A 12,248-nucleotide genomic window follows, 5' to 3' on the forward strand; every position below is an offset into this window, starting at 1 on the left:
CGGCGCTCAGGGCGCGAACGAGAGAAACAGATACGCGGCGAACAGCGACAGGTGCACGGCGCCTTGCAGGATCGTCGTGCGTCCGGTGCCCAGCGTCAGCGTGCTGATCAGCAGCGTCAGTGTGAGCAGCACCGTGTCCTTGCCGTCGATGCCGAGCACCAGCGGGCGGCCCGTCCAGATGAACACCAGCGCGACCGTGGGGATGGTCAGGCCGATGCTAGCGAGCGCCGAGCCGAGCGCGAGGTTGAGGCTGTTCTGCAGACGGTCGGCGCGCGCCGCGCGCACCGCGGCGAGACCTTCGGGCAGCAGTACGAGCGCCGCGATCACGATCCCGACCACGGCCTCGGGCGCACCCGCTTCGAGCACCGCGCGCTCGACCACAGGCGACAGCACCTTGGCCAGCAGTACGACGGCAACGAGGCTCACCACCAGCAACACCGCGCTCGTCAGCGCGACGCGCGCGCTGGGCGGGGCGGCGTGCGCATCTTCGCCGGCGGCATGGGCGGCGGCGAGAAAGTAGTCGCGGTGACGCACGGTCTGCACGAACACGAACACGCCGTACAGCACCAGCGACGAGACACCCGCGAAAGCAAGCTGCGAATCGCTGAGCGCCGGGCCCAGCTTGACGCTCGTATAGTTGGGCATGACCAGCGACAGCACCGACAGCGACGCGAGCACGGCCAGCGCCGCGCTCGCGCCGCGAATCTGGAAGTCCTGCTCGCGATGGCGTAACCCGCCCACCAGCAGACAGATCCCGACGATCCCGTTGCACACGATCATGACGGCGGCGAACACAGTGTCGCGCGCCAGCCCGGCCTTTTCCGGGCCGGCCGACAGCATCACCGATACGATCAGCGCCACTTCGATCACCGTCACGGCCACGGCGAGCACCAGCGTGCCGAACGGCTCGCCGACGCGGTGCGCGACCACTTCCGCGTGATGCACGCCCGCGAATACCGAGCCCGCCAGCGCAAGCGCGGCAAGCGTGATCAGCAGACCGTTGCCGGGCAGCGCGTAGGCGGCGCCCAGCACGATCCACGCGATCAAGGGCGCTGCGATCGTCCAGCGGGGCAATACGGGCGATGTCGATGCCATGTGTTCAGTCCGTCTGTTGTTGTTCGTGTGTGGTTCGCGACAGGACGCCGCTGCATCGGCTGACGGGCGGCTCGCATAGCCGTGAGATTAAACCAGCCGGCCAGGCCGGCGGTGTGACGAAGCCCGAAAAATGCGCGCTGCAAAGAAAAAAACACCGCTCAGCGTGGCCGAAGAGCGGTGTTTTGTCCAACCGGGCGCCCGCAAGCGGGCGTCCGCAGGCGATGCGTGGATTACTGGCCGACCGGGCGGATCGTCAGTGCGTTCTTCACCGAAGTCACGCCTGCCACGCCTTGCGCGACTTCCGTCGCCTTGTCGACTTGCGGCTGCTCCGGCACCGAGCCCTGCAGCGTCACAGCGCCGCTACGTGCGCGAACCGTAATGTTGGCAACGCTGAGGTCCTTTGCCTTTGCCAGTGCGCCACGAACCTTGCGCGCCAGCGCGCGGTCAGCCGACTTCGCTGCCTTCGCGGTCTGCTTGGCGCTCGGCTGAGCGGTCATGTCGGCATCGCTTGCCTGCGCGTATGCGTTGATCGACGCGAGCACCACGAGTGCGCCAGCTGCCATCTTGATTGCCTGAATCGCCTTCATTCACTTTCTCCTGTTGTCATGATTTGCGACGGTGTCGCGCCTGAAATGCGCCCGTCAAGCGGGCTCTTCACGCGTGATACCACTGCACTACCACTTCTTTTGCTTCGGGATGAAAACGGTTGCGGGTTTGTCCATACGCCGCGCGGCTGGCCGACCGGACGGGCCTGCCCGAGTCGCCGATGCGGCTAGCCGGACAGTAACGATACCTCAATTGGTTCCATGGTGAAGATAAGGGTCGCCCGGATGCGGCATTGCTACAACGGATCGATGCCGCCGATGCCAATCGACTTGCGCCGTGCATCGAACCGCGCCGCGCGTCATCATGCTGCAAACTGCGTGGCTCACGCGAACGACTGCATTCAATCCCGGCGCATCATCGCATGACGAAGACGACGCTTTCCCTTGTTCCTCTACACCGCAACGATCTACCCATCGATACGGTTGACCTCGCGCGCTTCCTGTTGGGTAAATACCTGGTCCGCGACCTGGCCGAGGGGCGGGCTGCGGGGCGGATCGTCGAGACCGAGGCCTATCCCGTCGGCGATTCGACCAATCATGCGTATCCGGGGCGGCGCGCGTACAACGGCTCGATGTTCCTCGAGCACGGCCATGCCTACGTGCGGCTCACCTATGGCATCTACAACGTGATCAACGTCGTCAGCGAGCCGGAGGGCACGGGCGCCGCCGTGCTGATTCGCGCGCTGGAACCGGTGGAGGGCATCGAATGGATGCAGGCGCGCCGGCCAGATGCGAAGCTGCGCGATCTCGCGCGCGGCCCGGGGCGGCTGGCGCTGGCGCTCGGCATCGATCTGGGTTTCGATGGCGCCGACCTTTGCACGGGGCGCGGGCTATGGCTGGGCGCGGCGGGCAGCGCGCGTACGCCGGTGGCGGTGACGACGCGCATCGGCATCGCGCGGGAGACGCACCGGCTGCTGCGCTTCTATGTGCCCGGCAGTCCGTTCGTCAGCGGGCCGCGCAAGCTGCTGTCGGGTGAGATCGAACCGCCCGGCGAGACGTAAGGCCCGTCCATGCATGTGGCATTCATTGCGTTTGCCACAGTGTGAGACGAGCGAATCCGCCCAGACATTATTACGTCTTACCAACACTTCGAATGACATCCGGCTTGCAAAGCGACCGGACTCTTTCAATCGGCGCAATTAAGTATCTCCGGAATAGGGGTTTTCCCTCGGTCCGCCGATGGCTACACTGGTCTCACTGGCTTCACACATGGTTGTGTGAAGCGGCTGACAAAACAAGTTCCGGAGGTAGTTACCATGAAATCGCTGATCAAGGCTGTTGCCATTGCTGCTGTTCTCGCCATCCCCGCCGTCTCGTTCGCCCAGTCGAACCAGCCCGTGACCCGCGCGCAAGTCCGTGCTGAACTGGTCCAGCTGGAAAAGGCAGGCTACAACCCGGCAACGGCTGTCGATTCGACCTATCCGGCCGACATCCAGGCTGCCGAAGCACGCGTTCAGGCGCAAAACGGCGCAGTCGCACAAGCACCCGTCGCTGACACGGGTTACGGCGCATCCACGAACGGTTCGTCGCAATCGGGCGCAGCCCGGACGCTGAACCCGACGCAAGACGTCTACTTCGGCCATTAATTCCCGAGTACATGCCGGGCCGCAGTGTTTACGGCCCGGCACGCGCGCCTTCGATGCAGCTGAAGCGCGCAACCAGAACATGAGCGGCGGCGCGGCACGGACCGAAGAAGGTCGCTGCGCCGTCGTCAAAGAAAGCATGAACCTCCGCCGCCGCAAGGTGGCTTAGCCCAAACCTCGCGGATTGGGCTTTTTTTGCTGGCTGGTTGCACGACAGGCGAAGCAGGGCGCGCCGCAGTCGCAGCGGCGCAAACGACATCGCAGCGGCACGATGCTCAGCTGCTATGGATGTAGTGTTCGAGTTGCTGGATGGTGAACTGCTGCTCGGCGATGATGGTTTTCACGAGGTCGCCGATCGACACCATGCCGATCAACTGGTCGTTCTCCAGCACGGGCAGGTGACGCATGCGGCGCTCCGTCATCAACGCCATGCATTCGTCCGTGGTCTGGTCCGGGCGCACGAAGCGCACGGCGCTGCTCATGATGTCGCGCACGGGCGTGGTCTTCGACGAGCGGTCCATCAGCACGATCTTGCGCGCATAGTCGCGTTCAGTGACGATCCCCGCAATCGCCCCGTTTTCCTTGACGATCAACGCACCGATCTGTTTTTCGGCCATCAGCTTGATGGCGTCATAGACGGAATCGGATGCCTCGATCGTGTAGACGTCCTGAGTCGGCTTCGATTTGAGGACTTGTGCAACGCTAGTCATGGAGCGGCTCCGTTTGCAGTGCAGCACGCCTGGCCACGGCGCGCTGGGGTGAAGGAGAGGCACGTCAAGCGCAGAACAGGCGCAAGTCAAGTATAGGCGTCGACAACGCGCGCGGCGACGCTCGCTTCGCCTGGTTTCGTGGGGACCATCACGCATGTCATGCGATTTGAGGCCATGAGCATGCTGCGTTTCCCTTCATGCATCGGCGCAGCGATGCACCGTATTGCCGCCCGCGCACCAATGCGAAGCGGCTGCCAGGTACAATTCGGCGTTTAGCGGTAAACTCCGCATCTGTACTTTATCCCCGGTAGTTCACGGGTTCATGTCCGCAATTCCGCTAACGCCATGCCCATGTCTCACGATCCGTCGCTCGCTGACGGCGCAATCACCGGCGAATGCGTCACGCTCGACGCCTGCGCCACGCTTCCCACCCGCTACGGCACCTTCGAATCCTACGTGTTCCGCGTGAACGACTCGGGCGCCGAGCATTTCGCGCTCGTGATGGGCGATGTCGAGAACAAACAGTCGGTGCTCACGCGCCTGCATTCGGAGTGTCTGACGGGCGACGTGCTCGGTTCATACCGTTGCGACTGCGGCGAGCAACTGGATCTCGCGCTGCGCTATATCGCAGCGGAGGGCTGCGGCGTGCTGCTGTATCTGCGTGGCCACGAAGGCCGCGGCATCGGCCTGTCGAACAAGATTCGCGCGTATGCGCTGCAGCAGCAGGGCCGCGACACCGTCGAGGCGAATCTCGATCTCGGCCTGCCCGACGATTCCCGCGAGTACGATTCGGCAGCCGCGATTCTGCGCCTGCTGAAGGTGACGTCGGTGCGTCTGATGAGCAACAACCCGAAGAAGTTCGACTCGCTGTCGAAGCACGGCATTCCCGTTTGCGAACGTGTCGCACTCGCCATTCCGATGCGCGAAGAGAACGAGCGCTATATCCGCACCAAGCAGGTGAAGTTCGGGCATTACTTCGACGAGAACGAGTGACGCCTGTCACCCGGACGCAATAAATCATGTGCAATGGCCTCGCAAAAACGCGAGGCCATTTGCTTTGCAACGTCAGAAGATCATGAAGTCGTCGTTGCTGTCGGGGATCGCGCTCAGCAGTCGCTCCAGTCGATACCAGCCTAGCCGCGCAGCGAGTGTCGTTACGAGCCTGTATAGCGTCTTCGTCGGGTCTGGCGGGCGAGCGTGACGACGATGCTGGGTCGTGCGTGTCAAAGGGCAGCACTGCATGCGACGCTCCCGTCACGCATTGATCGTCGACACGAGCGCCGCAACGACGTCGCGCAATCCAGTCGTGCCGAAACGCCGTTCGGTGCCCGCTTCGACATCGATTCGCCCTGTGTTCTGCGCGTCGTACAGATCGACGATGAGCTTCGCGTGATTCGCGTTGAGTCCCGCGCGCAGCATTGTTTCCGTCCATTCGCCGCGCGGCAGCGCGAGCGCCACGATATCGCGCCCACTTGCATCGCCGAGCGCGCGGGCCACATCGTTGGCATCGTAACGGCGCGGACCTTCCACGCTCACGATTCGAACCTGCCCCTCATCCGACCCGTCCGTCAGCAATCGCGCGGCAACGATGCCGACATCGTGCGCGGATACAGTCGGAAACGGCCTGTCGAGAGGATGATGCAGACTCGGCAGCCGGCCCGTGGCGAGTGCGACAGGCACCACGCGCGCCCAGTTCTGCATATGTTCCGCTGAGCGCAGCAGCGTGAGGCGCGGCGCAACGTCTCTGAACGCCGCTTCGAGATGATGAAACAGCATCGTGATGCCTGTGTCTGCATCGAGTTCGGCGCCATAGTCGGACAGCGCGACGACATGTAGATGCGGATGCGCGCGCAGCGCCCGCGCGGCCGTATCGATCATGCGACGCATCGAGTCTGCGGGATCGGGGTCGCGATGCGGCAACGGGCACAGCATCTGCACGGCCTGTGCGCCGTCGAGTGCGCGGTGAATCGAGGCTTCATCGCCGAGATCGCCGGTCACAACTTCGCAACCGATGCGCGTCAGCATTTCGCGTTGCGCCGGGCTTCGCACGACCGCCCGCACGGCGTGCCCTTCATGTCTGAGCGCCGCCGCTGTCGAACGTCCCACCTTGCCCGTTGCGCCAAAAATCACATGCATCGTCTATCTCCACTGGTTCTGTGTGTGGGTCAAGCGTACGTGGCGGCGCGGCCGGAAACGCGCATGGAAGGATGACAGGTAGCAGATCCGGATGACGATCTGCGCGTGGCAGCCGTGCCCCGGAGAAACGGCCAGCACGTAAGCGCAAAACGCAGCACAATGCGGCAATCGGACGATGGAACGAGGTGCAAGCGATGAATGCAGTCCACCCTGCGTTGGTGCCGCACTCGGGCGGGCGTAAGAGCCTGCTGTCGAGCGCGTCGCTTGGCTGGTCAGGCTTTGGCGCGGAAATGTTCGGGATCGCGGCCGGCGCGCATCGTATTCCGGCGATCGCGCAACATCGCGTCGGCGTGCATGTCGGCGCGCCCGTGAGAGCGGTCTGCCGATGCAACGGCCAGCGCGCGGCGCGCATCCAGGCGCATGGCGATGCCGACGTGATTCCAGCGGGCCTCGACGGCGAATGGTCCGACGACGACAACTGCACGATCCTGAGCATCTGGTTCGCGGAAGACTTCACCCGCAATACCTTCGATCAACTCGGCCTGCGCGCCACCGATGCGCAGATCCGCCCACAGTTCCAGATGCGCGACGCGCGTTTTCAGCATCTGGCGTGGGCGATGCGCGCGGAACTCGAAGCCGATGAAGCATCCGATCCGCTCTACGCCGAGAGCCTGTGCACGGCGATGATCGTACGGCTTGCGGGCGCGTCTGTTTCATACGACGGCAAACGACGCACGCTGTCGCCGCGCGCGGCGGCGCGCGTGATCGACTATATCGAGGCGCATCTCGACGAACGCCTGACGCTGAGCGAACTGGCCGCGCTCGTCGAACTGAGCGTGCCGCATTTCAAGGTGTTGTTTCGCGAGACGATGGGCGTGCCCGTCCATCGCCATGTCGTGCAGCGCCGAGTCGAGCGCGCGAAGTTGCTGTTGCTGGAAGGCAGGTTGAGCGCGAGCCAGGTCGCGCTCGACGTCGGCTTCGCGCATCAGAGCCACATGGCGCACTGGATGAAGCGGCTGCTCGGCGTGACGCCGCGCGATATCGCGCGCAACGATGCGCTGCGGCTGATCGTGACGCGCTAACGTGCGCGGTGCGTGCGTCAGCTTTTGATGCGAGCGGAAGCGGGATCGTAGGGCGCTTTCAGATGCAGCGTCGCGGGCAGCAGATCGCCGGCGACGTCGATCTGATAGCGGCCGCTGGTGAGCCAGGCTTGATCGAGCGGGGCGCCGTCGTCGCGTTTCACATAGCCCATCGCGACGGGACAGCCGAGCGTATGTCCGAACGCCGCCGAGCTCACGAAGCCGACCGCCTGGCCATCGCGCAGAATTGCTTCGCCGCCCCATAGCATGCGATCGCTCGCGCCATCGGCGGTGAACACGACGAGGCGTCGTTGCAGCGGCTCGTCGCGCAGCTTCACGAGCGCATCGCGGCCGATGAACGGCATGTCCTTGTCGAGCTTGCATGCGAACGCGAGACCCGCTTCGAACGGATTGGTATCCGGCGACAGTTCGCGTCCCCACGCGCGATAACCTTTCTCGATCCGCAGCGACTCGAGCGCGTAATACCCCGCGTTTTTCAGGCCGAAACGCTTCCCCGCCGCTTGCAACGTTTCGTAGACGCCGACTGCGAACTCGACGGGCACATACAGTTCCCAGCCCAGTTCACCGACGTACGAGAGGTGCGTCGCGCGCACGGTGGCGTAACCGATATCCACTTCACGGCTCTGTCCGAATGCAAAGCCCTCGTTGCTCCAGTCGGCCTTCGACACGCTCGCGAGCAGATCGCGAGCGTGCGGCCCCATCACGGCGAGCACCGCATACTGGCTCGTCATGTCGACGAGCATGCAATGGCTATCGGGTGGAATGCGCCTGTCGAGGGTGTCGAAATCGCGTGTGGTCTGCGCGGAGCCTGTGACGAGCAGGTATTGATCGTCGGCGACGCGCGTGAGCGTGAAGTCCGACTCGTAGCCGCCGCGTTCGTTGAGCATGCCCGTATAGACGGTCGTACCGACGGGCACGGCTACATCGTTCGCGACGATCCTCTGCAGCACCGCTTCCGCGTCGCGTCCCTTGACGAGAAACTTGGAGAACGACGTCATATCGAACAGCGCGACGCCTTCGCGGCACGCGCGATGTTCTGCGCCGCTCCACGACAGCCATTTCTGCTGGCCGAACGCATAGTCGATGCGTGCCGCTTCCTGCGACGGCGCGAAGAAATTCGGACGTTCCCAGCCCATCTTGCTGCCGAAGCACGCGCCTTCGTCGCGTAGCAGCGCGTAGAGGGGCGAGCGGCGGAAGGGCCGCGCACTATCGAGTTCGCGGTTCGGCCAGGGCATCGCGTAGTGCAGGCCGAGCGTTTCCTTCACGCGGTCGTGCAGCCAGGTGTCGTTGCCGTTGAAGCGCGCGAAGCGGCGAATGTCCACAGGCCACAGGTCCATCGTCGGCTCGCCGGCGGCGATCCACTCGGCGAGCGCCATGCCCGCGCCACCCGCCGACGCAATGCCCATCGAGTTGAAGCCCGCGCCGACATAGAAGTTGCGCAGCTCGGGCGCTTCGCCCAGCATGAAGTTGTTGTCGGGCGTGAACGACTCGGGGCCGTTGTAGAACTGGCGCACCTGCGCCGTTTCGAGCGCGGGCACGCGTTGCAGCGCGTTCTCCATCAGGATCTGGAATTGATCCCAGTCGTCGGGCAGCAGCTGGAACTCGAAGTTGTCGGGGATGCCGTTCATGCCCCACGGTTTCGCGTCCGGTTCGAAGCCGCCCATCACGAGCCCACCCACTTCTTCCTTGAAATAGATGTAGCCGTCCGGGTCGCGCATCACGGGCAGGTCGGGATGCACGCCTGCAATGCGCTCCGTGACGATGTAGTAGTGCTCGGCCGAATGCAGCGGCACCGTCACGCCGCACAGACGGCCAACGCTTTTCGCCCATTGCCCTGCGCAATTGACGACGACCTGCGCGGCGATCGTCCCTTCGTTGCCTTCCTTGTCGCGCCATGCGACACCGCTAGCTTCGCGCCCCTTCGACGCAGGCCGCGTGTGAATCGCAGTGACGCGCGTGTTCTCGACGATGCGCGCGCCGCGCTGACGCGCGCCGCGCGCGAGCGCCTGCGTCAGATCGGTTGGATTCGCCTTGCCGTCGCCGGGCAGCCAGACTGCGCCATGCAGGTCGTCGGTGCGCATCGGCGGCCACAGTTCGCCGGCTTCCTTCGGGCCGATCACGTCGCACGTCACGCCGTAGGCGCGCGCGACGGCGGCCGTGCGTTTGAGCTGCGTCATGCGTTCAGCCGTGCGCGCAACCGATAGCGAGCCGCATTGCTTCCAGCCCGTCGCCAGACCCGTGTCGGCTTCGAGTTCGGCGTACAGGGCGGTCGAGTAGCGGATCAGCTTCGTCATGCTCTCCTGCGCGCGCAACTGGCCCACGAGGCCGGCCGCGTGCCATGTCGTGCCGCACGACAACTGGCCCTGTTCGAGCAGCACCACATCTGTCCAGCCGAGCTTCGTGAGGTGATACGCGACCGAGCATCCGATGATGCCGCCGCCGATGATGACGACGCGCGCCTGCGTCGGAAGAGGGATTGACATGAGGAAGCGCTCGCGGAAGAGTGTGGAAATGAGTGGAAATCTGTGGGAATTCGCTGCTGCGTACTTTGCCGCAAAAATCCTCGAAATGCAACGTTGCCCGACAACTATGCGATTGCCGGCGGCGAGTACGAATGTGGAATTGCATGGTTTCGTATTGGAGCCGGGCGGACAGGTTTGCTAGACTGGCGCCAATTTCCAGACCCCGCTCACGATGTTCGCCACTCACCGACAGAACGAGATCCTGCGGCTCGTCCGCGCGCAACAGACCTGCACGATCACGGATCTGGCCAACACCTTTGCGGTATCCGACGAAACGATCCGCCGCGATCTCAAGCCGCTCGTGGCCGAGGGGCTGCTCGTCAAGGTGCACGGCGGCATCATGCTGCCTGCGCAACTGGACGAACCGCCGTTCCGGCGCCGTATGGTGGAACAGCGCGACGCCAAGCGCGCAATTGCGGCGCGTGTCGCGCAACTGATCCGCGATGGGGATTCGCTGATGCTCGACGGCGGCACGACCTGCGTGCACATCGCGCAGGCGCTGGAATCGCACGCGCGTCTCACGGTTGTGACCAATTCCGCGGAGGTCGCGCGCCTGCTCGCGCCGCGCAACGAGAACCGGGTGCTGATGGCGGGTGGCGAGTTGCGCGCGGACGATGCGTCCGCCGTGGGCGAAAGCGCGCTCGCATTCTTCCGGCAATTTCACGTGCGTCACGCGATCGTGTCCGTGACGGCCATCGACGCGAAAGGGCGCTTCATGGACGCCCAGCCCGCCGACGCCGCGCTCGCGCGCGCGGCGTTCTCCCAAGCCGAGCGCCGCATCGTCGCCGCCGATCACACGAAGTTCGGCCATAGCGCGCTCGTACACGTGTTCGGCGCCGATGGCCTCGACACCCTGGTCACGGATGCCGCGCCGGCAACGGGACTATCCAAAGTGCTGGCGGGCGCCGGCGTCGACGTGATCTGCGTGTCGCCCGCTGTGGACGATACAAATGAGGAAGTCGTCTAATCGCGTGTTCGGGATTTGTGTTACATGCTGTCGATGGCACGCGGCGACGCGGCGCCTGCCGACCTCACAAGTGTGCGCCGAGCCCTAAAGTGCAGTGCGGCAAAAGCCGCTAACCGAATTGAGTGCAGTGCCTTTGACGGCGTATTGCGCATATGGCACCGATAAGTCCGTTATCGGTATCGTCGGTCCGATTTAACGAAATGACTGCCTTGCCACATAAAAATGGCAAGATTAATTGACTGATTCAATTCGTTCTAATAATCTTCACCCCGATTTAAATCGAATGCGTTAGCGGCGACGCTCGAATTGTTAAATCACAAGAATACTGGCACGAACTTTTATTCCAATGTGTGGAATAGGACACACAAATCACGGGTTTGTGATGTACCGCAAGCGTGTATCGGCAGCATGATCTGTCGATCAGCTTTCAATCGTGCGCCAGTCATTCCCAGCCGCGAAACGAAGTGCCACGCACGTCCCGCAGGCGCGTAGCGTCATGCTCTTGCAGCATGGCGCGTCAGACCGCCCGGCGCGCGATGCGGGCAGCAAAACGCAAGAAAAAATTCCGCTTGTACTGCGCGGTCAAAAGAAGTGGATTGTGCGCCTGTTTAATTGTGGTTGTTCCAATGTCGCAATGAGGCGTGCAGGCATTAAAGCAATATCGGGCTATCGAGGCGTTGTCTGGCAATCTGAAGCAATTTGCCGGTATTCGGTGTAGGGCTTGAAGAACAAAGCGTATGTGGATTTGAAATTTCATATTCGCGAGTCGTCATCCCTACATCGACGATTACCCGGTCGGGACGGAAACAACGAATTAGCGTTGCGGGGTTTTATGAGAATTGCAGTTCTGGAGGAGACGCAGGCGCAAGCCGACTTTGTGTGCAGGACCTTGTCGGCGGCGGGACACACATGTCATGCGTTCGACGACGGCCGGGCACTCGTCGGACAGTTGCGCAGCCAGCCATTCGATCTGCTCGTGCTGGATCGCCATACGCCGGGATTGTCGGGTGACGAGGTGCTGCACTGGATCCGGCAGAATCTCACGGAGCGGTTGCCCGTGCTGTTCATGACCCGCGCAAGCGACGCCGTGCATCGCGACATCGACGCGGATGATCATCTCGTCAAGCCGATAAGCGCAGCGGCGCTGCTGGCGCGGGTCGGCGTGCTGTTGCGCGGCGCGTTTCATCGCGAGCCCATGGCCCAGAAGGAAGTGTTCGGCGAATACGAGTTCGAGCCGGGCGCGAAGCGCGTGCATGTGCGCGGCAATGCCGTCACGCTGACGCACAAGGAGTTCGAACTCGCGCTGCTGCTGTTCAAGCATCTGAGCCGGCCGCTGTCGCGCTCGCATATCCTCGATGCGATCTGGAAGCAGGCTGCCGCGATTCCGTCGCGCACGATGGACACGCACGTATCGATGCTGCGCTCGAAGCTCGGTCTGCGGCCGGAAAACGGTTATCGTCTGATGCCGATTTACGGCTATGGCTACCGGCTGGAACGGATCGAGAAGGGCGAGGCCTGAAAGGGCCTCGA

At 63.4% G+C, this 12,248-nt stretch carries 13 protein-coding genes; 7 read left to right on the plus strand and 6 right to left on the minus strand.

Going from position 1 to position 12,248, the window contains the following annotated elements; genetic code table 11:
* Positions 1-6: 6 nt before the first annotated feature.
* A complete protein-coding gene (locus PPGU16_RS17790) occupies positions 7-1,095 on the minus strand; it encodes a calcium:cation antiporter (protein ID WP_180723936.1) in 1,089 nt (362 codons plus the stop codon).
* A gap of 230 nt (positions 1,096-1,325) precedes the next feature.
* Positions 1,326-1,682 (minus strand): BON domain-containing protein, encoded by a 357-nt coding sequence (locus PPGU16_RS17795; RefSeq protein WP_180723937.1) that lies wholly within the window; start codon positions 1,680-1,682, stop codon positions 1,326-1,328.
* A gap of 380 nt (positions 1,683-2,062) precedes the next feature.
* Between PPGU16_RS17795 and PPGU16_RS17800 the strand changes: the two genes are divergently transcribed.
* On the plus strand, positions 2,063-2,701 hold the full coding sequence (locus PPGU16_RS17800) for a DNA-3-methyladenine glycosylase (protein ID WP_180723938.1): 639 nt from the start codon (positions 2,063-2,065) through the stop codon (positions 2,699-2,701).
* Between the two features lie 255 nt (positions 2,702-2,956).
* Positions 2,957-3,286, plus strand: a complete 330-nt coding sequence (locus tag PPGU16_RS17805) for a DUF4148 domain-containing protein (protein ID WP_180723939.1) — start codon at positions 2,957-2,959, stop codon at positions 3,284-3,286.
* Between the two features lie 272 nt (positions 3,287-3,558).
* Here PPGU16_RS17805 and PPGU16_RS17810 read toward each other — a convergent pair whose 3' ends face one another.
* On the minus strand, positions 3,559-3,993 hold the full coding sequence (locus PPGU16_RS17810) for a CBS domain-containing protein (RefSeq protein ID WP_180723940.1): 435 nt from the start codon (positions 3,991-3,993) through the stop codon (positions 3,559-3,561).
* A gap of 345 nt (positions 3,994-4,338) precedes the next feature.
* Here PPGU16_RS17810 and ribA point away from each other — a divergent pair, with 345 nt between their 5' ends.
* Positions 4,339-4,986 (plus strand): GTP cyclohydrolase II, encoded by a 648-nt coding sequence (gene ribA, locus PPGU16_RS17815; RefSeq protein ID WP_405032817.1) that lies wholly within the window; start codon positions 4,339-4,341, stop codon positions 4,984-4,986.
* A 72-nt stretch (positions 4,987-5,058) separates the two neighbouring features.
* On the opposite strand, the gene PPGU16_RS17820 is transcribed toward ribA, so the two are convergent.
* Complete coding sequence (locus PPGU16_RS17820) at positions 5,059-5,220, minus strand: hypothetical protein (RefSeq protein WP_180723944.1); 162 nt, start codon at positions 5,218-5,220, stop codon at positions 5,059-5,061.
* Between the two features lie 27 nt (positions 5,221-5,247).
* Positions 5,248-6,129, minus strand: coding sequence for an NmrA family NAD(P)-binding protein (locus PPGU16_RS17825; protein WP_180723946.1), 882 nt, complete (start codon positions 6,127-6,129; stop codon positions 5,248-5,250).
* A 194-nt stretch (positions 6,130-6,323) separates the two neighbouring features.
* On the opposite strand from PPGU16_RS17825, the gene PPGU16_RS17830 reads away from it, so the two are divergent.
* A complete protein-coding gene (locus PPGU16_RS17830; RefSeq protein WP_180723947.1) occupies positions 6,324-7,211 on the plus strand; it encodes a helix-turn-helix domain-containing protein in 888 nt (295 codons plus the stop codon).
* A 17-nt stretch (positions 7,212-7,228) separates the two neighbouring features.
* On the opposite strand, the gene PPGU16_RS17835 is transcribed toward PPGU16_RS17830, so the two are convergent.
* On the minus strand, positions 7,229-9,712 hold the full coding sequence (locus PPGU16_RS17835) for a GcvT family protein (protein WP_180723948.1): 2,484 nt from the start codon (positions 9,710-9,712) through the stop codon (positions 7,229-7,231).
* Between the two features lie 211 nt (positions 9,713-9,923).
* On the opposite strand from PPGU16_RS17835, the gene PPGU16_RS17840 reads away from it, so the two are divergent.
* The 3 genes from PPGU16_RS17840 to PPGU16_RS17850 all read left to right on the plus strand — a co-directional run bounded on the left by PPGU16_RS17840 (position 9,924) and on the right by PPGU16_RS17850 (position 12,237).
* Positions 9,924-10,718 (plus strand): DeoR/GlpR family DNA-binding transcription regulator, encoded by a 795-nt coding sequence (locus PPGU16_RS17840; protein ID WP_180723950.1) that lies wholly within the window; start codon positions 9,924-9,926, stop codon positions 10,716-10,718.
* A gap of 496 nt (positions 10,719-11,214) precedes the next feature.
* Positions 11,215-11,436 carry a hypothetical protein gene (locus PPGU16_RS17845; RefSeq protein WP_180723951.1) on the plus strand — a complete coding sequence of 74 codons (222 nt, stop codon included), beginning with the start codon at positions 11,215-11,217 and terminating at the stop codon, positions 11,434-11,436.
* A 114-nt stretch (positions 11,437-11,550) separates the two neighbouring features.
* Positions 11,551-12,237 carry a response regulator transcription factor gene (locus PPGU16_RS17850; protein WP_180723953.1) on the plus strand — a complete coding sequence of 229 codons (687 nt, stop codon included), beginning with the start codon at positions 11,551-11,553 and terminating at the stop codon, positions 12,235-12,237.
* Positions 12,238-12,248 lie beyond the last annotated feature (11 nt).

Origin of the sequence: Paraburkholderia largidicola (assembly GCF_013426895.1) — a bacterium.
Taxonomy (GTDB): Bacteria; Pseudomonadota; Gammaproteobacteria; order Burkholderiales; family Burkholderiaceae; genus Paraburkholderia; species Paraburkholderia largidicola.